A 25,253-nucleotide genomic window follows, 5' to 3' on the forward strand; every position below is an offset into this window, starting at 1 on the left:
TGTTAGAAAAGTTTCCAAAAAAAATTTATGAGTTATAATCATGATGGATACATTGAGGAGCCTGCTGTGTGAGCACGACGTTCTGGACTGTCCCGACCCAAAACCTAAAAAACCTGAACAAACACGCGATCATTGATCTGATCCGCTTCACTTCGGGTGGAATCTCTCGTGTTGAAATTGCACGAAGGATGGGGCTGACGCGTGCCGCGGTCAGCGCGATTGTGGATGATTTAATGAGCATTGGGTTGGTGCGGGAGACCGAAGGCAGTTATCCGAGTGGCAGACGCCCGATTGTCCTGGAAATTAACCCCGATCTCGGGCATGTGATTGGCATCGATATGGGGGCCTCGCATGTCATGCTGATCCTGGCTGATTTTTCGGGTCGGCAACTGCATGAGATCGAAGTTCCCCTGGATATCAACGAAGGGCCGTCGATTTGCCTGGCGCGGGTGGCCGAACTGGTTGACCAGCTTTTAAAAGAAGCGGGGATGAGCATGTCGCAGATCAGCGCGGTGGGGGTTGGGGTTCCGGGGCCGATTGTTCAGAAAGAGGGGATGGTCAGCGGCCCGCCAATCATGCCGGGGTGGGACAGGTATCCCATTCGTGACCATTTGCAAGAATTGTGGAAGGTGCCGGTTTCTCTCAACAATGATGCTGAACTTGGAGCGGTGGGAGAATGGGCGTATGGTGCCGGACGTGGTGAACATAACCTGGCGTATATCAAAGTGGGCACGGGCATTGGCGCGGGTTTACTGCTGGAAGGGCAAATTTACCGCGGTTCGACGGGCTGTGCGGGGGAAATTGGGCACATTACCATTGATGAGAATGGGCCACTGTGCACCTGCGGTAACCGCGGTTGCCTGGAGGCGATTGCGGGGGGCGCAGCGATTGCGCGCAAGGCCATGGAGGCGGTCAGGATGGGTCAGCGCACCCAGCTAGCAGAAATGGTTCACAACGGGAAGTTGACCGTTGCCGATGTGATGAATGCGGCGCGGCACGGAGATCATCTGGCTCAACGGATTACGGCGGAGGCGGGCATGCACCTGGGAACCGCCATAGCAAATATTGTCAATTTATTTAACCCCAGTATGGTTGTGATCGGCGGATCGGTGGGGCAGATTGGCGATCTGCTGCTTGAGCCTATTCGTCTGACGGTGCAACGGCGGAGCCTGCTGGTGGCTTCACGGAATGTACGGATCACCGCCGCCTTGCTGGGCAAGCATTCTGTGGCTATCGGAGCGGTTGTTGTTGCCCTCTCGATTGCTTTGCATCAGATCGCCGATAAGAATTAGGGGTAAGTTTAACTTTTCTTTCTCTGTAAGGTGTCCATTGGTAGAAAATGCATTTGAACTGGTTCAACCCCGACCGAAGGTGGAAATTCATCTGCCGGATGGGCGGATATTGTCCGGGCCGCGGGGAGCCTCGCTGGAGCAATTTCTCCGTAGCCTGCCGGAGTGGCAGGATACCCCCATTGTGGGGGCGGTGGTCAACCATGAACTGCGCGAGTTAACCTACCCGGTTATGATGGAAGCGCGGGTGATACCCGTCACCACTGCAGATGCCGATGGGGCACGCATTTACCGACGTTCATTAGTCTTTTTGCTTGAAGTGGCTTTTGAGGAACTGTTCGGTGAGGCGGTGCTCTCGGTGGATCATTCGGTTTCTTCAGGGGGATTTTTTTGCCAGGTGCACGGTCGCCCCGGATTGAGCGATGATGAGCTGGACAGGTTAAAGCGGCACATGCAGAAGCTGGTTGAGGAAGATATTCCTTTTGAGCGCTCCGTAGTGCCGTTGAGTGAGGCGATTGACCTGTTTACGGCAAAGAAGATGACCGAAAAGGCTCATCTGTTAAAATTTCGCCAGAAAGAAAGCCTGGTATTGTATTCGATCAACGGCCACCGCGATTATCATCATGGGTATATGGTGCCATCGACGGGGTATTTACGCTGGTTTGATCTGCGCCGGCTCAACCATGAGGGATTTGTTTTGCAATTCCCGCGGCGGCATGCCCCGCGCGAGTTGCTTCCGATGCCTGATTATCCCAAGCTGTTGACGAGCTTCCGCCAGTATGGGAGCTGGTTGAAGCGCCTGGGCATTGAGAATGTGGGAGCACTCAATGAGGCAATTGCTTCAGGGCGTATTCGCGAAATTATTCTGGTGGCAGAAGCCCTTCACGAACAGCAGGTGGCGGAAATTGCCCGGATGATCATGGAAAGAAGCCGTTCGGCGCGGATTGTGCTTATAGCGGGGCCATCATCTTCTGCCAAGACCACCACCTTGAAGCGCCTGGCAGTTCAACTGCTGGCTCAGGGAATCTCCCCCCTGCCCCTAGAGATGGACAATTACTTTGTGGATCGGGAGATGACCCCGAAGGATGAGAATGGACAGTATGATTTTGAGCGGTTGGAGGCTTTGAATACCAAACTTTTGCAGGAACATCTCAAACGGTTGATTGCCGGGGAAGAGGTGCAATTGCCCCACTATGATTTCAAGCTTGGGCGGAGCAGGCCGGGAGAGGTAGTTCGGCTCGAGAAAGATCAAATGATCATTCTGGAAGGCATCCATGGCATGAACCCCCGTTTGCTGCCCGATTTTGCTCCGGAGGAAACCTTCCGCATTTATGTTTCGTGCTTAACCCAGTTAAATCTTGACCGCCACAACCGAATTTCCACCACCGATAGCCGGTTGTTACGGCGGATTGTGCGTGACGCACGTGAGCGGGGCTATTCAGCCCAGGCCACCATCAGCCGGTGGGAATCGGTGCGGCGCGGTGAGAAACGTCATATTTTCCCCTATCAGGAAAATGCGGATGTCTTTTTTAACTCGGCGCTGGTTTATGAGCTTTCGGCATTAAAAAAATTTGCCGAACCTCTTTTACGGCAGGTGCCTTTTGGCAACCCGGAGTATATCGAAGCCAAACGTCTGCTGGCTTTTTTAGACTGGTTCTTACCGGTTGATGTTGACCTTATCCCTGATAATTCTCTGTTGAGAGAGTTTATTGGCGGCTCGATTTTACAGGAATTCCGTCTCTGGGAGAAACCTTTAGATTAAACAATAAGGCGGCTTTTCGCCGCCCTTGTTTCTTCGTCAATGGATTATTGCTCGCGCTGGCGCTGGATGACCGCTCCCAGCGCGGCTAATTTTTTATCCACCTGTTCATAACCGCGGTCGATTTGCCCGACGTTGCGAATTACCGAGGTGCCGCGAGCTGAGAGAGCGGCCAGTACCAGCGCCATACCGGCGCGGATGTCGGGGCTTTCCATCTTTTCGCCATACAGTTGACTGGGGCCCTGGACGATGCAGCGATGAGGATCGCACAGGACGATATTGGCTCCCATTCCGACCAGTTTATCGGTGAAAAACATTCTTCCGGGGTACATCCAATCGTGGAAGAGCATGGAGCCTTTGGATTGGGTAGCCACGACGATGGCGATGCTCATCAGGTCGGTGGGGAAGGAGGGCCAGGGCATGACGCCGATTTCAGGGATTGCCCCACCCAGGTCTGGTTCCACCTCTAACCGCTGTTCAGCCGGGACGATGATGTCTTCGCCTTCCACTTCCCAGCTCACGCCCATCCTGCCGAAGACATAACGGATCATGTCCAGGTGTTTGGGGGCGGCGTTGCGAATCCGGATTGACCCGTGAGTGACCACTGCGGCGCCGATGAAGCTTACCACTTCCAGATAATCCGGCCCGATGGTAAATTCACCCCCCTTAAGCTCACTTACTCCCTCGATTACCAGCGTGTTCGAGCCGATGTTTTCGATGTGCCCCCCCAGAAGGTTGAGGAAGTGGCAGAGCTCCTGAATATGTGGCTCGGAGGCGGCGTTGCGAATGATGGTGCGTCCCCTGGCCGTGACTGCGGCCATGATGGCGTTTTCGGTGGCGGTCACACTTACCTGATCGAGGAGGATATCCGCTCCCTGCAATCGTTCGGCCTGGAAATGGAAGGTGCGGTCGTAGCTCACCCTGGCTCCCAGGCTGGAGAGGGCGAGGAGGTGGGTATCCACCCGGCGGCGACCGATGACATCACCGCCGGGTGGAGGCAGGTGCAATTCTCCGGCGCGGGCGGTCATGGGGCCGGCAAGCATTATGGAAGCACGAATTTTTCGGCAGAGGTCGGGGTCGAGGTCCGCCGGGCGTACCTCACGCGCCTGGACCTTCCAGGTGTGGTCGTCAATATCCGTAAATTCGACGCCAAGGCTTTCAAGGAGACGGCGCATGTTTTGCACGTCAAGAATGGCGGGCACATTTTTCAGGATGACTTCTTCACGGGTTAAAAGGCAGGCTGCCAGGAGGGGCAGAGCGGCATTTTTATTACCCGAGGGAGTGACTTCTCCATGTAATGGATGGCCACCTTCAATGATGAATTTATCCATGAGAATCCTCTCTCAATCAGGGCAGATGGATAATCCTTTTATACCCTGAATGCATGTCAACCGTCAATTCCTGGCCGGGGCCGCCTTATTTTTCGAGCCGTCTGGCGGCCGCGCGGGCTAATTCCTCTCCGTGTTCAACCACTTTTTTCAATGCCGTTACCACATCGTCGATTCCCTTCTGCCCGTCACGGAAAACCGACTCATCCAGCCAGACCGATTCTCGCTCTCCGGCTCGTTCAGCTTCAGGCAGGGAGAGCCTGGAAAAGTCAAAACGGTCGGGGAAGGCGCTCGGAACAGGCAACCTGGAAAGCCGCGGCTGGAAAAGATCGTATCGATGCATGGGAGGGTAACCTGTGTCGCAGGGTATGCCTTCGGCTTCTAGGGCAGCACAGACTACCTCGTGGGTGTTGTGAAATACCTGGGGATCGATGGCGAAACCATAAATGTAAATTGCCCGCGTGGTGTGGCGGGGATCGCGGCGCAAGAGACGGACGCCGGGAACTTCACTGAGGGCCTCTTCCAGATAGCTGGCAGCCTCGTTACGCTGTTTCATCTGCTCGGGGAAACGCTGAAGTGCCACTACGCCCAGAGCCGCATGTAATTCACCGAGGCGATAATTGGCCCCCATCGTGTAATGAATTTTCCCCTGGTATTCATAAGGACGCCCACAATTGATGATGCTCTCGGCTTTCTTCTGGAGTTCTTCGGTCTGGCATAAGAGAATGCCACCTTCGCCTGTGGTGAGGATCTTGCTCGATTGCAGGCTGAATGACCCAAAATGACCGATCGTGCCAGCACCTCTTCCACGCCACCGTGCCCCGTGAGCATGGGCGCAGTCTTCGATGACGATGAGATGGTGCCGTTCGGCTATGTCCATGATAGCATCCATATCAGTCATCTGCGCACCGAGGTGCACAGGGATGATCGCACGGGTGCGGGGAGTGATAGCCTCTTCAACTTTCCGGGGGTCCATGCAGTAGTTCTCCGGATCAACATCGACGATCACCGGAATGGCGCCTGCAGCCATGGGAGCGGCGGCAGTGGCCTGGAAGGTGAGGGCTGGCACGATGACTTCGTCACCCCATCCTATATCTGCAGCACGCAGAGCCACTTCCATGGTAACCGTGCCGTTGACCATCAGAACGGGGTACCCGCCTCCCTGCATTTCAACGAAGCGCTCCAGAAATTCGCGCGTCTGTGGGCCAGGGTAGGGGAACCCACCCCAGCGTCCCGATTGAACGACTGAGGTAACGGCTTCAATATCTCGCTCGTCAAAGACAGGCCAATGCGGGTAAGGGGTGGAGCGTGTCTTTTCGCCTCCGAGGATTGCCAGTTGAGACATCGTGAACCTCCATTACGAAAAAAAGATGAACAGATGGTAATAGCCGTAGCTCACTTCCAGAGCACTTGATATGCGTGGGTTGATTCGATGAGGTGACTGCGCCGTTCATCGGTACAAAGGCCGGCGACCTCCATTCCGAGTAAAACCCCTCCGACCACCGGGGGAGTCGTAAGCCGGGTGAAGGTAGCCCCCGGAGCAAAGGAGAGGATGGTTTCTTGAAGGGGACGGGTGAAAAGCGGTCCGCCGTTGAACACGCTGCCAATAAGCACCACTTCAAAGGTCTGGTTTTGAATATCGATCTGACGGATGACGGCGTTGGTGGTCTCGCCCAGTTCTGTGGCTATCCAACGAATGACCTCCTGCGCAACGGCATCTCCGCTGGATGCCACTTCAAATACAAGCCGGGCGTATTCTCCGTGTATATGATATTTCTGGAGAGCCAGCCCTTCAATGAGGTCGGTCAGACTCGAAGCCCCTACTTTACGAATAAATGCCTCCGAAAGCGCAGTCGCCGGTCCGCGGCGTGACCAGTGATGTGAAATCGCCTGCACTGCCCTGAAAACGATGTCACCTGCGCCACCGTATTCCCCGAACAGGCTTCCGCAACCGGTCACCCAACCCTCGCGGCCATCGGCGGTGCGCCCGCGCACATTACACCCGGTTCCAGCATCCACTACCACGCCCCAGCCATGAGAGGCACCGGCAATGAGCCCGATGACCACATCGTTGACGGCTTCAACGGGGCAATCCAATCCCAGGGTGGCAATCGCGTCGAGGGTAGGCTGGCGTTCAGAGGGAAAGTCGTACCCGGCGATCCCGAAACCCGCTCCGGCGATTTCTGAAAGGGAGATGTGTGCCTGTGCCAAAGCAGCCTGAAGGGAGGCCTGCATGGCGGTGGCGAGTCCATCGTATCCCACGCCTTCGTGGTTTCCGGGCCCGGCTGCACCAAAGCCCCGGACTGTTCCGTGTTCATCGGCAATGAGAGCATGGGTTTTCGTTCCGCCGACATCGATTCCTAGATAATATTTCATAGTCATTTTACGCAAAGAATTGAGGAAGATAGGGTCGGTTGGTATGAAGCAGGTCATCAAGAACGGCCTGTATCTCCGGAACTTCGGGCCCCAGTGGATGAGCAAGCAGGGCCTGATATGCAGCCTTTCGATCACCGTGTACGGCGGCTTCTACAGTAAGCAGTTCATACGCTTTAACCTGGGCCACCAGGCCAAAACAGGCCAGCGGTAAGGGCTGGGCTGGCAGAGGATGAATGCCTGCCCGGTCAATGCGGCAGGGTAATTCCATGACCCAATCAGAAGGATAATCGGAAACTGCACCATTCTGGCGCACATTGACAATTTCCACCTGACCGAGGTCATTGTAATGGGCATTAATCACGCGGGTGGCCAGGGTAGAATACCAGGCACCCCCACGTTTCATAATATCGGGCGGCACACTCACAAGCGCCGGATCGGCATATTGTCGGAGCAGTTCTGCCTCAATTGCCAGAACCTGTTCTGCTCTTGAAGGCGGCCAGTTCTCCTGAGCGCGCAATTTTTCAGAGGTTTTGTAATAGTACTGGAGGTATGAGTTGGGCAACATTCCCAGCGTTTCGATCAATTCGGGAGGCCATTCAGGGTGGGGATCGGAGCGCAGGGATTGGAGGTAAGCTGAGAGAATCTGCGGCCAGTAATCTTCTCCGTCAACCCGGAAACCGCGATACCAGGTGAGGTGGTTGAGGCCGAGAGAGTCGAGTTCTGCTCGCGCCGGGTCGATAGACTGGCCGATGGCTTTCTCCAGTTCGGCCAGGATGCCCATTTTGGTGGTGATGGGAGAATTGCATAACCCCACCGCGGGCACGCCGGGGGCATAGCGGGTGAGGGCTTCAGTGACCAGGCCGGAAGGGTTGGTGAAGTTGACCAGCATGGCCCCGGGGGCCAGGGCTTGCATGTCGGCAGTGATTTCGAGCAGGACAGGAATGGTGCGCAGGGCTTTTGCCATCCCTCCAATACCGGTGGTCTCCTGGCCGATCAGACCATGGCGTTTGCCAAGATACTCGTCTTCCCGGCGGGCCGGGATGAAACCAACTCGAAGCTGGGTGATCACATAAGATGCTCCACGAATGGCTTCGCGCCGGTTGTCGGTGAGGGTGATGCGAAACGGCGCACCGGCATGTTCCACAATTCGTTCGCAGAAATCGCCCACAATCTCCAAACGTTGAGGTTGGATGTCCATCAGGGCCAGCTCACTCAGGGGCAACTGTCCCTGAAGTTCGAGAAACCCTTTGACCAGTTCGGGGGTGTAGGTAGACCCTCCACCAATGACAGCAATTTTCATCACGATTTCCTTTCTATTCCTTGAACGGTTTTCATCGTATAACGGGCTGGCCCTACCCGCTAGGTTCTGGGGGAGCGGCCACAACCGCAGGATTGCCGGATGACAAGTTCAGTGGGTAGAGATGTGACCATCTCGGCAGTGCCCGTGCGGATGAGGGAAATGAGTTGACGGGCGGCCTGGTACCCGGTTTCATAAATGGGGGCTCGCACGGTGGTTAATGGAACCGGAAGGTAGGGTGCGAGGTAGTCATCATCGAAACCAACTACGGCAATTTCATCCGGAACGCGGACGCCCATTTCAAGGAGAGCGGTCATCACGCCCGCAGCCGATTCATCATCTCCAGCAAATATGGCGTCTGGTCTGGTGCCACTGGCGAGCATATCTCGAGCGGCCTGAGCGGCAATGACTCCTTCAAACTCGCCCACTCCGAGGAGAGCAGGATCGACCGGCAGTCCGTGGCGGGCTAACGAGGCCAGGTAACCGGCTTCTCTTTGATGTGAATCTTCGTTGTCCTTTGGGCCAGCGAGAAAGGCTATTTTCCGGTAGCCGTGGTGTTCAATGAGATGGTCAATTAATTGCTCTGTGCCGGCTTTATTTTCAAACGTGATGGATGGAATTGAAAGCCCGGCAGGAGCAGAACGATACATCAGCACGAGGGGAAAATGACGCCGGTAGAGTCGTTCAATTTCGGCATCATCGAGGCTGTTGGTGAAAATAAGCACTCCATCGGTGTTATGCTCGCCGATGGGGATAATGCGTGAAAATTCATGGCGTTCGAGTTTGGGCGAGGCAAAGATGAGCAAATCATAATTGTTCTCGGCCAGGCACTCACCGATGCCTGCAAGCATCGGTTGGAAAAATGCCCCGCTGACCTCAGGGAGCAAGAGGCCAATGGTATTGGTACGCTTCCCCGCCAGATTGCGGGCAGAGAGATTGGGGCTGAATTGAAGCCGTTCGATGGCTTCACGAACCCGCCGGGCGGTTTCTTCAGCCACAGGCATGGATTTATTCATCACCCGGCTCACCGTGGAAATAGATACTCCAGCCTCACGGGCGATGTCGATGATGGTGGGCCGTTTCGGATTGAGGGGTGGGGGCTTTCCTGATTCTACTGGCTCCATGAATATTCCTTCAGCATCACACAACAATGGATTGGCTCCCTTTCTGGAGGATGTTTCACTCTTTCAGGCCGGTCAGTTTAATCCCCTGGATGAAGGTGCGCTGGGCGAAGAAGAAGGCGATGATGATGGGCACCGTAAAAACTACAGAAGCCGCCATGAGCAGGTTCCAGGCAACAATGCGCTGACCTTTGAAGTCTTGCAGGCCGAGGGACATGGTGAAGTTCTGCGGGCTGGTGAGGTAAAGGAGAGGTCCCTGAAAATCATTCCAGGCGTAGAGGAAGGTAAACACTGTGACTGTGGCAAGTACAGGAACAGAAAGCGGTAACATGATGCGGAGAAAGATGTCCAGTTCTGAGGCGCCATCTACCCGGGCGGCATCGGCAAGCTCTTCGGGAATGGTTTTGAAAAACTGGCGAAGCAGAAAAACATCATAAGCGTTGGCAAAGAAGGCAGGAACGATCAGTGGCAGGAAGGAATCGCCCCAGTGCAGGGTTTCATTGAAAAACAGGTACAGCGGGATCATGGTGACCTGGTAGGGCAACATCATGGTGGCAAGGACAAAGATAAAGAATGCCTGCCGGCCCGGAAAGTTAATCCGGGCGAAGGCATAGGCCACCGGGCTGTTGGAAAGGAGTGTGCCAATAATGGTGAAGAAGGCAATGATGAGGCTGTTTTTAAAATAGGTCCAAAAGTTAACTCCCAGGCCGGGGCGCGTAGCGCGTGACATGGCATCGATGTAATTTCTCCAACGCAGACCTACTTTCAGGATGGGTTCGGCAAAACGCATGCGTACCTGAGAGTAAACCATCTCAGGATTTTGCGGGTCGACAAAATCTCCCAACCCTTCAGCCACTTTTAACAGGGCCAGCTCTTTGGTTTCGCCTTCGATCTGAACATGGTAAAGGAGCAACTCCTGGCCTTGAATTTTCACGGTGACGTTGTCGTAGGGCAGCCAGGTTGGTGGAGTGCGGAATACATCCCGGTCTGACTTGAAAGAGGTGATTAACATCCAGAGAAAGGGGATCAGGAAGAACAACCCGACCAGAAGAATAAGCAGGTGGCTGAGGAGCTGGGTGAATGTACGCCTGATTTGCGCCCATTGGTGCTGGCGGAGATGAAGGCGTTCAAATTCTTCGGCAGAAAGGGGTTTGGAGAGCGCGGATTGACCCATCGGGCACCTCTAACCTGAATAATAGGTATAACGATTGGATACGCGGAACAGGAGTATCGTGCAGCCCAGGATGATGAAGAAGAGAATCCAGGCCATGGCCGAGGCGTATCCCATTTTGAGGAAGAGAAAGCCAGTCTGGTAGAGGTAAACGCTGTAGAAGAGCGTGGAGTTAAGGGGAGATCCAATGGAACCGGCCGTATTGCCAAAGACATAGGCCTGGGCAAAGTATTGAAACATCCCGATGACGCCGGTGATCAGGTTAAACAGGGTGATCGGTGAAACCATGGGAATCGTAATGTGAATCAGGCGTTGCCACCAGCTGGCGCCATCGAGCTGAGCGGCTTCAATGAGGCTGAGGGGTACATCCTGCAATCCGGAAAGGTAGATGATGATCGTGCCGCCCATGCCCCATAACGCCAGAAGAATGAGAGAAGGTTTGGCCCACAGCGGATCTTTGAGCCAGTTGGGTCCTTGAATGCCGAACAGGCCAAGGAGGGTGTTCATGAGCCCGGAGCTCGGATTTAAAATCCAGAGCCAGAGCATGGTGCTGGCAATGGTAGGAACGATGCTGGGCAAATAGTAAATGACACGATAAATGGATTGCCCTGGCACTTTGAGGTTCAGGAGGATAGCACAGAAAAAGGAAAGCAACAACGTAAGCGGCACACCGATGACAACCATGTAGGCGGTGTTGCCGAGAGCGGTGTAGAAAAGTTTATCCTGGAAGAGGTTAATGTAATTGGTCAGGCCAATCCACTTGAGCGGAGCACGCAGATGGTACTCGCTGAAACTGTAGATCAGAGAAGCTCCCATAGGATACATGGTGAAGAGGAGAAAACCGATGCTCCATGGGGCCAGAAAAGCCATCCCCAGCCAGAAATTATGGCGGGTCTTCTTCGACCAGCGAACTGGCTTTCCGTGAGATTGTGAAACTACAGAGTCCATTTTTTGCATGGTCCAATTTCCCATCAAGGAGCCAGAAGCCAGGGGGCGGCTCAACACTGCCGCCCCCTGGAAGGTTTTATTTCCCTTTGAGGGCTTCTTCGAGCATAGGGGCAAACTTACTCTGGGCTTCTTTTAGCAAAGGTTCGGGCTCTTCGCCAGCATGAAGCACTTTTTCTTCGATGAGCCCGAGCTCGTTGGAAAGCTCCTGGTTGATGGGGGTGGTGATGGCGCCCGTGGCGTTTGGACTCGCCATCAGGTTGATGAAGATGTCAAAGTTCTTGATTTGTTTGAAGCGGGGGTCTTGAGAAGCCTTCCGACTGGTGGGAAGGTTAGAGTTGGCGTACATCTCTTCAGCAATGATCTCAGGAGACATCATCCAGGCAAAGAGCTTGCCTGCGGCCTCTTTATCCTTGACGCCCGCGGGGATGAAAGCCACCGTGCCCTGTACCACGCCCGTGTTGGCGCGCTCTGGATGAGACGCAGGCGGCGGGAAGGGTGTTACACCATAATTCAGTTCTGGCTTGAATTTAGAGATGAAGTTGGGGCCAACCTGCCATTCGCCATCGACCATCATGGCGATCTTCCCGGCATAGAAACCCTGATCGGGCGACATGTACTCACCGAGGGCAGAGGTGAACTTGAGCACATTGTCCACACCGTATTTGGTGTAGAACTGCTGCTGCCATTTCAGGGCGTCGATCATGGGCTGGCTGTCGAGGGTGACCTGTGTGCCATCGTCGTTGTACCAGAATCCTCCGAACATGCGCACATAAAGGTCGGTATGGCTCCAGGAGAAATCAGGGATGAAACCGACCTGGATCAGATTGCCTTTGTCATCGACTTTGGTCAGTTTGTCGGCGAATTCGACCAGCTCTTCCATGGTTTTCGGCGGGGTGTTAGGGTCGAGGCCGGCGTCCTCAAAGAGGTCTTTGTTCCAGAAGAGGGCGTAGATATCCGTTCCCCAGGGCAGGCACCAAATTTTGTCTCCCTGCTTGCATTGAATCATAGGGGCGGGAAAGATATCGTTGAGATCAATGCCGCTGCTGTTGATGATGTCATTCAGCTGGAGCACTACATTCTCTTTGGCCAGGGATTTGATCTGATCACCCCCTGAAAGGACGATGACATCTGGCGGTTCGGAGCCGGAAAGGGCGGCCAGAATTTTATCAATCTCCACCGGGGCATTGACTTCTACTTTGATGCCGGTTTTTTCGGTGTATTTATCGAACAGCCCCTGAAGCTGAGCCGGGTTATCGCCCCACTCGATCCATACGCGCAATTTTTCGGGGCCACTGGCAGGTGGTTGGGCACCACCGGTATCTGGCGCCTGGGTGGCAGCCGGGGCGCAGGCTGCCAGCAACGCGATCACGATCATCACGGTTACCAGCGTTGAGAAGCGTTTGATGAGCATCTTTTCTCCTTTCTGAAAGGCATGAGGGGGAACCAAAACAGGGAACCAGCGTTACGAAAACGCTTTCATAACGTAAAGTATAGAGATTAAAAGAGTCTGAGTCAACAGGTTGAGAAGGGGAAATCTTCGGAGGAAGGGCTTTTCCCTGAATGAGATCTGGCCTTGCCAGAAGGGGGTGCTCTGGGTATACTTATTTTTTGCTATTCTTGCTTTTATTTTAAGGAGCGCAATCGTTTGAAAAAGGCATTGATCACCGGCATCACCGGGCAAGACGGCTCGTACCTGGCCGAATTACTCCTTTCTAAAGGGTATGAAGTCCACGGGATGATCCGCCGCGCCAGTACCTTTAATACACGGCGGCTGGATCACATTTACCACGACCCTCACGGGAACGGAGAGGAAGTTCACCTCTACCTTCACTACGGGGATCTTACGGCTTCAGACACCCTGCTGGACATTATTTACAATATCCGCCCGGATGAAATTTATCATCTGGGTGCTCAAAGCCATGTGCGGGTGAGTTTCGATATGCCGGAGTTCACCGGCGACGTCACCGGGCTGGGTACCGTGCGTATTCTGGAGGCCATCCGCAAGAGCGGGGTCAAAGCGCGCTATTATCAGGCGTCCTCCAGTGAAATGTTCGGTGGGGCCAAACCGCCTCAAAATGAGCAAACTCCCTTTGAGCCACGCAGCCCTTACGCGGCGGCCAAGTTGTATGCTTACTGGCTGACGCGCAATTATCGCGAGGGGTATTCGATTTTTGCGGTTAATGGAATTCTGTTTAACCACGAAAGCCCACGGCGTGGTGAAACGTTTGTAACGCGGAAAATCACCCGTGCTGTAGCAGCCATCATGGCGGGGCAGCAACGTTATCTTTACCTTGGTAACCTGGATTCGCGCCGGGACTGGGGGTACGCCCCTGAATATGTGGAGGCGATGTGGATGATGCTCAACCGCGACCAGCCGGACGATTTTGTCATCGGCACTGGAGAGGCGCACACCATTCGCGAGTTTCTCGACGAGGCTTTTGGATACGTCAATTTAGACTGGCACGATTACGTCCGGATCGATGCCCGCTATTTCAGACCGACCGAGGTTGATTATTTGCTGGCCGATGCGGCGAAAGCCCGGCGTGAGCTGGGCTGGGAACCGCGGGTACGCTTCCGCGAGCTGGTGCGGATTATGGTAGACGCTGATCTGGAACTCATAGGCCTGCCATGCCCCGGAGAGGGAAAGCGGATCGTAGAAGAACGCTTTGGGCAGTGGCATCGGTGGGATCAGCAGGTGGTTTCCATGGATAACCATTGATAGGATAGGGAGGCGAGGGGGTAACGCACATGCAGGGGAAAACACCAGCTGTGTTGTTTGTGTGTACTGCCAATGTGTGCCGTTCTCCCATGGCGGCGGGGCTATTCCAGGCGCTTTTATCCAGCCGCCTGCCGGGAGGGGGAGACTGGCTGGTAGATTCCGCCGGAACGTGGGCGTCGGAAGGGCAACGCGCCTCAGAAAATGCCGTTCGCGTCATGCAGAAGAGAGGGATCGATCTCAGCCAGCATCGTTCGAAGGTGGTCTCCAGAGCCCTGCTTAACCTTTTCGACCTGATCCTGGTCATGGAACCAGGGCATAAGGAGGCGTTGAGGGTGGAATTTCCTGAGGTGGCAGGGAGGGTCTGGTTGTTGAGTGAGTTAAGTGGCCCACCGTTACCCATTGAAGACCCTTACGGGCTTTCTCTGGAGCATTATGAAAAGACCGCCAGCGAAATTGAAGCTTATCTTCAGGCCGGGTTCCCCGAAATTCTGGCCCGGGTGGGATGGGTTTGAAGAGTATTCTGGATGAAAATCTAAAAATTGGCCTCAAAACCGCTTGACCTCAGGGGAGGCGTTCGGTATAATTACCTTTTGCTTATCATACCCCAAGTGCGCTTTTGGGTCGGTCTACGTTTGGGGTCGGGTGTACTGGATTTTAGGAGCAGGAGAAAAGCATGGCTTCCGATATGCCAACCAAGAAGTCTTACGCGCGCATCCCGGTTGTGTTTAATCTACCAGATTTGATTGAAGTGCAGGTTGAGTCCTTCCAGCGGTTGAAAAAAGAAGGACTGATTGACCTTTTTGATGAGATTTCCCCTATCGAATCGTACAACAAGGGCATGAAGTTGTACTTTCCGGGGCGTTCTCCGGAAGCGCAGCAATTTGGTTTGCGATACTGGTTCGACAAGCCCAAGCATACCATTGAAGAATGTGTTGAAAAAGACCTCACGTATGCGAGCCCGTTGAATGTGTCGGTGCTGCTGGCCGGGCCTGAAGTGCCAGAGCCCATTCGCCAGGATATTTACCTGGGTGATTTCCCGGAAATGACCGAAAAAGGCACCTTTATCATTAACGGCACCGAACGGGTGGTGGTCTCGCAGTTGATCCGGTCACCTGGAGTGTACTTTGAGGCGCCGATTGACCGCTCCACGGGTCGCCCGCTGGCGATGGCCAAGCTGATCCCTGACCGCGGAGCGTGGATGGAATTTGAGACCCGCAAGAATGATTATTTGATCCTCAAGTTCAATCGCAAGCGCACCGTGCCGATTACAATCTTCCTGCGGGCTTTAGCCGCGGTCAATGATGGGCTCCCGGACTCGCCTTTGAAGGAAGGCACTGATGAAGAACTGCTTTCTCTGTTTCAGGATGTAGACACCAGCACCGATCGCCAATTCATTGCGTCTACCCTGCGTCAGGAACCGGTCTGGGATCTGACGGGCGGGGTGAGCATTGCAGAGGCGGCACTGCTCGAATTCTTCAAGCGTATGCGCCCGGGCGACCCGGCCACACTGGAGAATGCCCGTCAATTCCTGGAAGAGCAGCTCTTCGATCAGCGGCATTATGATCTGGAGCGGGTGGGGCGCTATAAATTAAACCAGAAGCTGGATCTTTCGGATCGTATTCCCGTCTCGCATCGCACGATTACCAAATGGGATATTGTCAACCTTACCCGCCGTATGATTCTGATCAATAACCAGGTGCTGGAGCGGGATGACATTGACCATCTGGGAAATCGCCGTGTTAAGACGGTAGGGGAGCTGATCCAGAATAAATTACGCATTGGCCTGCGCCGTATGGAGCGGGTGATCAAAGAGCGTATGTCGATCCGCGATCAGGATCAGGTTACACCGGTCAGTCTGGTGAATATCCGGCCTGTGGTGGCGGCGTTACGAGAGTTCTTTGGCTCCAGTCAGCTTTCGCAATTCATGGATCAGACCAACCCCCTGGCTGAGTTGCGCCATAAGCGCACCCTTTCGGCACTGGGGCCGGGCGGTCTGCGCCGTGAACGCGCAGGGTTCGATGTGCGAGACGTGCACCACTCTCACTACGGGCGTATCTGTCCTATCGAAACGCCCGAAGGGCCGAACATCGGGTTGATTGGCCGGTTGGCGTCTTTCGCGCGGGTCAATGAGTATGGTTTTATTGAAACCCCCTACCGGCGGGTGATTAAACAGCTCAGTTCGACCGATCCGCGGCTGGTGAACCGAAAACTGCGTGAAACCCTCACCGACGAGGCTGGAAACGTCATTGCGCGCGAGGGTGAACGGATTACAGAAGAGATGCTTCCGGCGATCGCCCGCCAGGCGAAAAAGGTCATTTTTGTGGTGCCTTTCGTCTCGGATGACGTGGAATATCTCTCTGCCGATGCAGAAGATAAATACGTAATCGCCCAGGCAAACTCACCGTTGAATGAATACAACGAATTTTCCGATGATCGCATTTCCTGCCGCCAGCACTCCGATTTTACCGTGACCACACCGGATAACATCAACTTTATCGATGTGGCGCCCAATCAGGTGGTGGGAATCAGCGCGGCGTTGATCCCCTTCCTGGAGCATGATGACGCCAACCGCGCGTTGATGGGCTCGAACATGCAGGCGCAGGCAGTGCCGTTGATTCAACCCGAGGTGCCGTTGATCTCCACAGGGATGGAGGCTTTTGCGGCGCGCGATTCCGGGCAGGTGCTGGTTGCCGAAGAAGATGGCGAGGTGATCTCGGTTACAGGCCGGCAGGTGGTGGTGCGTGGAACGAGTGGGAACGTCAGGGCGTATACACTGCGCAAATATCAGCGCTCTAACCAGAGCACCTGCATTGATCAGCGGCCCGCCGTTACCAAGGGGCAACTCATTCGCAAGGGCGATGTTCTGGCCGACTCATCCTCGACGGTTAACGGTAACCTTGCGCTGGGGCAAAACGTGGTGGTTGCCTTCCTTTCCTGGGAAGGTGGCAACTTTGAAGACGCGATTTTGATCTCTGAAAAGCTGGTGCAGGACGATAAATTTACCTCGGTGCATATCGAAAAATACGAGGTGGAAGCGCGCGACACCAAACTTGGACCTGAGGAAATTACCCGCGACATTCCCAATGTGGGTGAAGATGCCATTAAAGACCTCGATGAGCATGGCATCATCCGAATCGGGGCAGAGGTTGGCCCGAACGACATCCTGGTTGGGAAGATTACGCCCAAAGGCGAGAAAGAGTTGACCCCGGAGGAACGTCTGTTGCGGGCAATCTTCGGTGAAAAATCGCGGGATGTGAAGGATACGTCCCTGCGCATGCCCCACGGCGAACGGGGGAAAGTGGTGGATGTAAAGGTCTTCACCCGCGAGGACAACTCAGACCTGGCGGCCGGGGTTGATATGATGGTTCGGGTTTCGGTGGCTCAACGGCGGAAGATCACCGCAGGTGACAAGATGGCCGGGCGACACGGGAATAAAGGTGTGGTGTCGCGGGTTGTTCCGATAGCCGACATGCCCTTCCTGGAAGATGGAACACCGGTGGATATTATCCTTAACCCGTTGGGTGTGCCGGGCCGTATGAACATCGGTCAGGTGCTGGAGACTCACCTGGGATGGGCGGCCAGCCGGCTCGGGTTCCGGGCGATCACCCCGGTATTCGATGGTGCAAATGAGACGGAGATCGAAGCTGAACTGGCGCGGGCTTATTTGATGGACCTGGCCTGGAGCAAGACGGTTGAGCGCGCCTGGGAGTGGATTAAATCCTTCGACTACACCCCGGATAGCATCGAGAGTGATGACGAGGTGCGCCTGCTTTATCTGGAAGAGTGGCTTGGCCCGAAAGGATACCGGGTAGAAAACCTTAAAGCCGACCCGGTCTATGCGCGGCGTGTCACCTTAATGGAATGGCTGCGCGAAAAAGGCTTCCACCCTGAAGGGCTGCTCAACTTTGAGGATGTGGAAATGAACGCCCCGCAATTTTCTCGCGAAGATCAGGATGCAATCAACGCCTGTCTGCGCATCTGGCTTGAAGAAGAAGGGGTGGATGTGCGGGGTGTGTCGGATGCTGAGCTGCGTGCAGTAGCAGAGAAGCACATGGACGAGACGGGGCACCCCATGCCGATTCTGGGAAAACAACGCCTGCGTGACGGAAAGACCGGCGAATATTACGACCAGCCGGTGACGGTGGGGGTGATGACCATGATGAAATTGCACCACCTGGTGGAAGACAAAGTCCACGCCCGTTCAACCGGTCCTTACAGCCTGGTGACACAACAACCTCTGGGCGGTAAGGCGCAATTTGGCGGTCAGCGCTTCGGCGAAATGGAAGTCTGGGCGCTGGAGGCCTACGGGGCGGCTTATACCCTGCAGGAAATGCTGACGGTAAAGTCGGATGATGTTCAGGGGCGCGTCTCGACCTACGAGGCCATTGTAAAGGGTGAACCGATCGAAGAACCGAGCATCCCGGCTTCTTTCCGTGTGCTGGTGAAGGAACTGCAGAGCCTGGGTGTAGCGGTGGAAGCAATCATGGACAATGGCGAAACTGTGCGCTTTGGCAAGGATGAAGAACGGGTTCGTCCGCCTCGAATCGAGACCGGCCTGCTCGGTCTTGGAGAAGAGTTAGACGGCCTGGATGACTTGATGTAAATTACGAGTCATGGTATACTTCAAGGCCGTTGTCTGTTTACGGTGGTAGTCATGGAGAGGCCATCTTTGTGCGCGATGATGGCCTCCCTTTATGAAAAACAAAGAAGATTTTAGTTCTTTTTGGAGGCAAAAACGTGCCAACCATCAACCAATTGATCCGCAAAGGCCGGGAATCGAAGAAGGTGAAGAGCAAGGCGCCTGCACTTCAGTATATTCTGAACACGTACAAGCAGCGCCGCATCCGCGAGGATAAAGGCTCTCCCCAGAAGCGTGGGGTGTGTACTGTCGTCCGCACGATGACCCCCAAGAAACCGAATTCGGCGCTGCGCAAAATTGCCCGTGTTCGCCTGACCAACGGCATCGAAGTGACGGCCTACATTCCTGGCGAGGGGCATCAGCTCCAGGAGCACTCGGTGGTGCTGGTGCGCGGTGGTCGTGTCAAAGACCTGCCGGGTGTTCGCTATCACATCGTGCGCGGTACGCTTGATACGACGGGCGTTGCCAAGCGGCGACAGGGGCGCTCGAAGTATGGCGCCAAGCGGCCGAAGTAAACAATCATTTTGAAGGATGGAGTAAGAAAGCATGCGGCGTACCAAACCTGAAAAGCGGGAATTGATCCCCGATGTGCGCTATAACAGCACGGTGGTGCAGAATCTGATCCATCACATCATGAGACGGGGCAAGATGAGCCTGGCGACCCGTCTGGTGTATGATGCTTTGGATATGGCTTCGCAGAAATCCGGTCGGCCGGCGATGGATATTCTGGAGCAGGCTCTGAAAAACGTTGGGCCGGTCATGGAAGTCCGCCCGCGCCGGGTGGGTGGGGCGACTTATCAGGTGCCTCTGGAAGTGCCCTCTTCCCGTCGAATGACGCTGGCCATGCGCTGGATCATCAATGCGGCCAAGGCGCGGTCGGGTAAATCTTTCTCTGAAAAATTGGCAGCTGAGCTTCTGGATGCTTTGAACAACCAGGGCGCGGCAGTGCGAAAGCGCGAAGAAACGCATAAGATGGCTGAAGCCAACCGTGCATTTTCACATTACCGTGTCTAGGAGCGCGGAAGGCAGGATTTATCTGGTATAGGTGATTTCATGGCACGAACATTTCCGTTAGAGCGGTGCCGTAACATAGGAATAATTGCCCACATCGACGCCGGTAAGACTACGACGACCGAGCGTATTCTGTTCTACACCGGTAAGACTTACCGCATCGGCTCGGTAGATGAAGGTACCACTGTAACGGATTGGATGGTGCAGGAGCGTGAACGGGGGATCACGATCGTCTCCGCCGCTGTAACCGCCGAGTGGAAAAATCATCAAATCAATATCATTGACACTCCGGGGCACATCGACTTCACTGCCGAGGTGCAGCGATCGCTGCGCGTGCTGGATGGGGGAGTGGTGGTTTTTGACGCCACTCAGGGAGTGGAGCCGCAAAGTGAGACTGTCTGGCGGCAGGCCGACCGTTATCACGTTCCGCGAATTTGCTTTATCAACAAGATGGATCGCGTGGGGGCCTCTTACGAATACTGCATCCAGAGCATCCGCGAGCGACTGGGTGCGAACCCCATTGCCATGCAATTGCCGATCGGGGTTGAATCCAGTTTCGTGGGGGTGGTGGACTTACTCACCCGTCAGGCCATTTACTGGACGGATGAACTCGGTCGAGAACCCGAGGTGCGAGAAGTGCCTCCGGACATGGTAGATGAGGTGGAGGCCGCCCGCGAAACCCTGGTTGAGCGCATTTGTGAGCTGGATGACGACCTGACGGTTAAATTCCTGGAGGGTGAACCGATCTCCGTGGAGGAGCTGAAAGCCGGACTGCGTAAGGCGGTGATCGCCAACAAAGCGGCGCCGGTATTCTGTGGTAGCTCTTTGCGAAACAAAGGGGTGCAGCCGCTCCTTGATGCTGTGGTTGATTATCTACCCTCTCCGGCGGATATTCCCCCGGTCAAAGGAACACACCCCGATACGGGAGAAGAGATTACCCGTCCTGCGGACGATCAGGCCCCGGTAAGCGCTCTGGTTTTCAAGATTGTGACCGACCCTTATGTGGGACGTCTGGCGTATTTCCGCGTTTACTCGGGAACCATTTCGACCAATCAGACGGTGTTGAATGTGGTGAAGGGGCGGCGTGAACGCATCGGGCGTTTGCTGCGCATGTATGCCGATCGCCGGGAAGACGTCACCGAAATTCCCGCGGGAGATATCGGTGCGGTACTGGGGTTGAAGGACAGTTTCACCGGAGATACCCTTTGCGACCCGCAATTCCCGATTGTGCTGGAAAGTATATCCTTCCCTGAGCCGGTCATTTACGTGGCGATTGAGCCGAAAACCACTGCCGATCAGGATAAGATGGCGGAAGCTCTGCGCAAGCTCTCGGAAGAAGACCCAACCTTCAGGGTGCGCACCGACGAAAATACCGGGCAGACGATCATTGCCGGTATGGGTGAATTACACCTGGATGTACTGGTGGATCGAATGCTGCGGGAGTTCCGCGTGCAGGCTAACATTGGCAAGCCGCGTGTTTCTTACCGCGAGACGATCACGGTGCCGGTGCAAAAAGTGGACTATCGCTACGTCAAGCAGACGGGCGGCAAGGGTATGTATGGCCACGTCGTAATCAATATGGAGCCTCTGGAAACAGGCAGCGGCGTGGTGTTCGAGAATAAGATTTTCGGTGGTGCCATTCCCAACGAGTTTATCCCGGCTGTCCAGAAAGGGGTTATGGAGGCAGCGGAAAGTGGTGTGCTTGCCGGTTATCCCGTGACGGACATCAAGGTGACCCTGATTGATGGCTCGTACCATGAGGTGGACTCGAACGAGATGGCATTCCGGATGGCGGCCATCCTGGCCTTCAAGGAAGCTTTCCAGAAGGGTTCCCCTGTATTGCTGGAGCCCATTATGAAAGTGGAAGTTGTGGTACCGGAGGAATTTCTTGGGGATGTGCTCGGGCAACTTAACGCCCGCCGGGGTATGATCCTGGGCATGGAAATGCGCCCCGGCAACGCGCAGGCCGCCCGCGCGATGGTTCCTCTGGCAGAAATGTTTGGATATGCAACCGAATTGCGCTCGGCGACGCAGGGGCGCGGGGTTTTCTCGATGGAATTTGACCATTACGCCCCGGTGAGTGCTTCGGTAGCACAGAAAATTCTCAACAGTTAATCCCGTTTTCAAACCATACGGACTTTTTTGAAGGAGTGTTATTTCATGGCCAAGCAGAAGTATGAGCGAACGAAGCCGCACCTGAACGTAGGGACGATGGGGCACATCGACCACGGGAAGACGACGCTGACGGCGGCGATCACGAAGTACTGCTCGTTTTTAGGGAAAGCGGAGTACCGGGCGTACGATCAGATTGACAACGCGCCGGAAGAGAAAGCGCGTGGGATCACGATCAACATTGCGCATGTGGAATACGAGACCGAGAAGCGGCACTATGCGCATGTGGACATGCCTGGGCACCGGGACTACATCAAGAACATGATCACCGGGGCGGCGCAGGTAGACGGGGCGATTCTGGTGGTAGCGGCGCCGGACGGGCCGATGCCGCAGACGCGGGAGCACGTATTGCTGGCGCGGCAGGTAGAGGTGCCGTCGATCGTGGTCTTTTTGAACAAAGTGGACATGATGGATGACCCGGAGCTGTTGGAGCTGGTGGAGCTGGAGCTGCGGGAGATGCTGAACGGGTACGGGTTCCCCGGGGACACGACGCCGATTGTGCGCGGGAGTGCGCTGAAGGCGCTGGAGAGCCCGTCGCGGGATCCGAACGCGCCGGAGTATGCGTGCATCAAAGAGCTGCTGCGGGTGGTGGACGAGTACATACCGGAGCCGCCGCGGGCGACGGACAAGCCGTTCATGATGCCGATTGAGGACGTGTTCTCGATCAAAGGGCGCGGGACGGTGGTGACGGGGCGCGTGGAGCGCGGACGGATCAAGGTGGGCGACCCGGTGGAGATTGTTGGGTTGCGGGAGAAGAGCCTGAGCTCGGTGGTGACCGGGGTGGAGATGTTCCACAAGATGCTGGATGAAGGCATTGCGGGAGACAACCTGGGGCTGCTGCTGCGCGGGATTGAGCGCACCGACGTAGAGCGGGGCATGGTGGTGGCCAAACCGGGCTCGATCACTCCGCACACGCGCTTCCTGTGTGAGGTATACGTGCTGAAGAAGGAAGAGGGTGGGCGGCACAAGGCCTTCTTCAACGGCTATCGCCCGCAGTTCTACATCCGCACCATGGACGTGACCGGGACGATCAAACTGCCCGAAGGGGTGGAGATGGTCATGCCGGGAGACAACGTCAACATGGAAGTCGAGCTGATCGTGCCGGTGGCCCTCGAACAGGGTTCCAAGTTCGCCATCCGCGAAGGCGGCCTCACCGTCGGCGCTGGCGTCATTACCAAGATCTTAGAGTAACAGGTGGAAAATGGCTAAGCAACGCATTCGTATTCGCCTTAAGGCGTTCGACCACCGGGTGCTTGATCAGTCGGCCCGCCGCATTGTCGAAACTGCCGAACGGAGCGGGGCGCAGGTGGTTGGGCCGGTGCCCCTGCCTACGAAGATCGAGAAGTTCACAGTGCGCCGGTCGACCTTCATTGATAAAGATTCTCATGAGCATTTTGAGATCCGCACCCATAACCGGTTGATTGATGTCCTCGATCCGGATTCAAAGACCATCGATATGCTGATGCGCTTGAATCTGCCGGCTGGCGTGGATATTGAGATCAAGATCTAAGCGAAGCGTTTTCTTCCTGGTACAGGATATTTTCCCCGGTTGGGTGTTTGACACCTGGCCGGGGAAAATGCCCCAGAATAAAACCGCGAACTCTGTACAGAGTGAGGGGTTTCTGGTAAAATAGAGCGGTTTGGGTCGATAGACCCATCTGGCGAAAGCCAACAGGCAAGGCAAGAGCCGGTGAACAGGCGCGCGAGGAAAAAATGAGGGCGTGGCCTGTCATAGACTGACTGCCTTGCGGACCGGGATGATGCAGCCAAGCCCAGGCTGACAGTCCTGAAGACTAAACTTGAGGAGACAATTGATATGTTGAAAGGGCTCATTGGTAAGAAAATCGGCATGACCCAGATTTTCGATGATGCAGGTGTGGCAGTTCCGGTCACGGTCATCGAAGCTGGGCCTTGTTACGTTACCCAGGTTCGTGTGCCCGAACGGGACGGATACTCCGCCGTCCAGCTGGGTTACGGAGAAGTAAAGCCCAAACGTCTGACGGGTGGCCAGCTTGGCCATCTCAAGCGCAACGACTTGCCCCCGCTGCGCTTTTTGCGCGAATTTCGGGTGAAGAACCCGGAAGTAAAAGAGGGCGACAAGGTAACCGTTGAGGCTTTTAGCGTGGGTGAAAAAGTCGATGTCGTGGGCACTTCGAAGGGGAAGGGCTTTCAGGGTGCTGTAAAGCGCTATCACTTCAAAGGTGGCCCGAAGACGCATGGTCAGTCCGATCGCCAGCGTGCACCCGGTTCGCGCAGCTCGGGTACGACTCCAGGACGAGTATATAAAGGTTCCCGTGGTCCGGGTCATATGGGCAATGACCGGGTTACGGCCCAGGGCCTGCGAGTTATGCTGGTGGACGCCGAGCGCAACCTGATTGCCGTCAAAGGCGCAGTGCCTGGGGCGAAGGGCGGACTGGTCTTGATCAAAGAAGCCCGCAAGCAGTAGCCGGCAACCTTTGCCTGAACTAAGGGAGCGATCGATATGGTAGTAGATGTATTCAATATGGAAGGGCAAAAGGTCAGCTCAGTGGAACTGCCGCCGAGCATCTTCGATGCCCCAATTCTTGTGGATCTGATGCACCAGGCGTATCTTCGCCAGATGGCGAATGCCCGCCTGGGTACACACGACACCAAAACCCGGAATGAAGTATCGGGTGGTGGTCGGAAGCCATGGCGTCAGAAGGGTACAGGCCGTGCCCGCCAGGGTTCCACGCGCTCACCCGTCTGGGCACGGGGCGCGAAAGTGCATACACCGCACCCGCGTTCTTATGAGATGGCCATGCCGAAGAAAATGCGCCGTGCGGCGTTGCGTTCGGCTCTTTCGGCCAAGGCCGCTGAGGCGGCGATTGTGGTGGTTGACCAGCTTACTCTGCCAGAAGCCAAAACGCGCTACATGGCGAGTTCATTAAACAAGCTGGTGGGAGATGCCAGCGCGTTGGTGCTAATCCCCGAGAAAGAATCATACGAAGCGGTGATTCGCTCGACACGCAACCTCCCGGATGCGAAAATTTTACTGGCAAACTATCTGAACATCCGTGACCTTCTGGTGTTTGACAAAATCGTCATGCCGCTGGCTTCGCTGGATGTGATCACCTCGAACCTGGGTCAGGTAGGAGGGTAAGATGAGCACGATTTATGATGTTCTCCGCCGCCCGCTGGTGACCGAAAAGTCGAACTATCTGGCTGGCAAATTACATCAGTATGTGTTTGAGGTGGCTGAAGACGCCACACGGACGCTGGTGAAGGATGCCGTTGAAACTCTGTTCAACGTAACCGTTCTGCGGGTGAATGTGATTAACGTGCCGGGGAAGCGTGGCCGCCGGGCGCGCAGCCGCCGGATGGTGATCACCCGACCGACCTACAAAAAGGCGATCGTCACCCTGGCGCCCGAAGACACTTTGCAGTTCTTTGAAGGGGTATAGC

Annotated in this window: 21 protein-coding genes; 13 read left to right on the forward strand and 8 right to left on the reverse strand. The window is 55.3% G+C overall.

Annotated elements, in window-relative coordinates:
• Window positions 1–68 precede the first annotated feature (68 nt).
• On the forward strand, window positions 69–1,292 hold the full coding sequence (locus ATHL_RS02915) for an ROK family transcriptional regulator (RefSeq protein WP_062189596.1): 1,224 nt from the start codon (window positions 69–71) through the stop codon (window positions 1,290–1,292).
• Between the two features lie 37 nt (window positions 1,293–1,329).
• Complete coding sequence (locus ATHL_RS02920; protein WP_062189598.1) at window positions 1,330–3,051, forward strand: nucleoside kinase; 1,722 nt, start codon at window positions 1,330–1,332, stop codon at window positions 3,049–3,051.
• A 44-nt stretch (window positions 3,052–3,095) separates the two neighbouring features.
• Here ATHL_RS02920 and murA read toward each other — a convergent pair whose 3' ends face one another.
• The 8 genes from murA to ATHL_RS02960 all read right to left on the reverse strand — a co-directional run bounded on the left by murA (window position 3,096) and on the right by ATHL_RS02960 (window position 12,700).
• Complete coding sequence (gene murA, locus ATHL_RS02925; RefSeq protein WP_062189600.1) at window positions 3,096–4,379, reverse strand: UDP-N-acetylglucosamine 1-carboxyvinyltransferase; 1,284 nt, start codon at window positions 4,377–4,379, stop codon at window positions 3,096–3,098.
• An 85-nt stretch (window positions 4,380–4,464) separates the two neighbouring features.
• The gene (locus ATHL_RS02930; RefSeq protein WP_062189601.1) at window positions 4,465–5,721 is read right to left on the reverse strand and encodes a DegT/DnrJ/EryC1/StrS family aminotransferase; all 1,257 of its coding nucleotides are present in this window, start codon (window positions 5,719–5,721) and stop codon (window positions 4,465–4,467) included.
• 50 nt (window positions 5,722–5,771) lie between these two features.
• Entirely contained in the window at window positions 5,772–6,752 is a 981-nt protein-coding gene (locus ATHL_RS02935) for an N-acetylglucosamine kinase (protein WP_062189603.1), read from the reverse strand.
• A 7-nt stretch (window positions 6,753–6,759) separates the two neighbouring features.
• Window positions 6,760–8,052, reverse strand: coding sequence for a 6-phospho-beta-glucosidase (locus tag ATHL_RS02940; RefSeq protein WP_062189605.1), 1,293 nt, complete (start codon window positions 8,050–8,052; stop codon window positions 6,760–6,762).
• Window positions 8,053–8,111: 59 nt separating this feature from the next.
• The gene (locus ATHL_RS02945) at window positions 8,112–9,173 is read right to left on the reverse strand and encodes a LacI family DNA-binding transcriptional regulator (protein WP_062189607.1); all 1,062 of its coding nucleotides are present in this window, start codon (window positions 9,171–9,173) and stop codon (window positions 8,112–8,114) included.
• Window positions 9,174–9,228: 55 nt separating this feature from the next.
• Window positions 9,229–10,344 (reverse strand): carbohydrate ABC transporter permease, encoded by a 1,116-nt coding sequence (locus ATHL_RS02950; RefSeq protein WP_062189609.1) that lies wholly within the window; start codon window positions 10,342–10,344, stop codon window positions 9,229–9,231.
• Between the two features lie 9 nt (window positions 10,345–10,353).
• Window positions 10,354–11,298, reverse strand: coding sequence for a carbohydrate ABC transporter permease (locus ATHL_RS02955; protein WP_201797925.1), 945 nt, complete (start codon window positions 11,296–11,298; stop codon window positions 10,354–10,356).
• A gap of 67 nt (window positions 11,299–11,365) precedes the next feature.
• Window positions 11,366–12,700, reverse strand: a complete 1,335-nt coding sequence (locus ATHL_RS02960; RefSeq protein ID WP_062189617.1) for an ABC transporter substrate-binding protein — start codon at window positions 12,698–12,700, stop codon at window positions 11,366–11,368.
• Between the two features lie 234 nt (window positions 12,701–12,934).
• Between ATHL_RS02960 and gmd the strand changes: the two genes are divergently transcribed.
• From gmd to rplW, 11 genes are all read left to right on the forward strand, one after another.
• Window positions 12,935–14,008, forward strand: coding sequence for a GDP-mannose 4,6-dehydratase (gmd, locus tag ATHL_RS02965; protein WP_062189619.1), 1,074 nt, complete (start codon window positions 12,935–12,937; stop codon window positions 14,006–14,008).
• A gap of 29 nt (window positions 14,009–14,037) precedes the next feature.
• Window positions 14,038–14,520 (forward strand): low molecular weight protein arginine phosphatase, encoded by a 483-nt coding sequence (locus ATHL_RS02970; protein ID WP_062189621.1) that lies wholly within the window; start codon window positions 14,038–14,040, stop codon window positions 14,518–14,520.
• Between the two features lie 161 nt (window positions 14,521–14,681).
• Complete coding sequence (rpoB, locus tag ATHL_RS02975) at window positions 14,682–18,611, forward strand: DNA-directed RNA polymerase subunit beta (RefSeq protein ID WP_062189623.1); 3,930 nt, start codon at window positions 14,682–14,684, stop codon at window positions 18,609–18,611.
• 134 nt (window positions 18,612–18,745) lie between these two features.
• Window positions 18,746–19,162 carry a 30S ribosomal protein S12 gene (gene rpsL / locus ATHL_RS02980; RefSeq protein ID WP_062189625.1) on the forward strand — a complete coding sequence of 139 codons (417 nt, stop codon included), beginning with the start codon at window positions 18,746–18,748 and terminating at the stop codon, window positions 19,160–19,162.
• A gap of 31 nt (window positions 19,163–19,193) precedes the next feature.
• Window positions 19,194–19,661 carry a 30S ribosomal protein S7 gene (gene rpsG / locus ATHL_RS02985; protein WP_062189628.1) on the forward strand — a complete coding sequence of 156 codons (468 nt, stop codon included), beginning with the start codon at window positions 19,194–19,196 and terminating at the stop codon, window positions 19,659–19,661.
• Window positions 19,662–19,700: 39 nt separating this feature from the next.
• Complete coding sequence (gene fusA, locus ATHL_RS02990) at window positions 19,701–21,773, forward strand: elongation factor G (protein ID WP_062189630.1); 2,073 nt, start codon at window positions 19,701–19,703, stop codon at window positions 21,771–21,773.
• Between the two features lie 45 nt (window positions 21,774–21,818).
• Window positions 21,819–23,021, forward strand: a complete 1,203-nt coding sequence (gene tuf / locus ATHL_RS02995) for an elongation factor Tu (protein ID WP_062189632.1) — start codon at window positions 21,819–21,821, stop codon at window positions 23,019–23,021.
• Between the two features lie 10 nt (window positions 23,022–23,031).
• The gene (gene rpsJ / locus ATHL_RS03000) at window positions 23,032–23,340 is read left to right on the forward strand and encodes a 30S ribosomal protein S10 (RefSeq protein ID WP_062189634.1); all 309 of its coding nucleotides are present in this window, start codon (window positions 23,032–23,034) and stop codon (window positions 23,338–23,340) included.
• 306 nt (window positions 23,341–23,646) lie between these two features.
• On the forward strand, window positions 23,647–24,276 hold the full coding sequence (gene rplC, locus ATHL_RS03010; protein WP_062189637.1) for a 50S ribosomal protein L3: 630 nt from the start codon (window positions 23,647–23,649) through the stop codon (window positions 24,274–24,276).
• Between the two features lie 36 nt (window positions 24,277–24,312).
• Complete coding sequence (gene rplD, locus ATHL_RS03015) at window positions 24,313–24,951, forward strand: 50S ribosomal protein L4 (RefSeq protein ID WP_062189639.1); 639 nt, start codon at window positions 24,313–24,315, stop codon at window positions 24,949–24,951.
• 1 nt (window position 24,952) lies between these two features.
• Window positions 24,953–25,252 carry a 50S ribosomal protein L23 gene (rplW, locus tag ATHL_RS03020; RefSeq protein ID WP_062189641.1) on the forward strand — a complete coding sequence of 100 codons (300 nt, stop codon included), beginning with the start codon at window positions 24,953–24,955 and terminating at the stop codon, window positions 25,250–25,252.
• Window position 25,253: the final 1 nt, after the last annotated feature.

Source organism: Anaerolinea thermolimosa (assembly GCF_001050195.2).
Lineage (GTDB): Bacteria > Chloroflexota > Anaerolineae > Anaerolineales > Anaerolineaceae > Anaerolinea > Anaerolinea thermolimosa.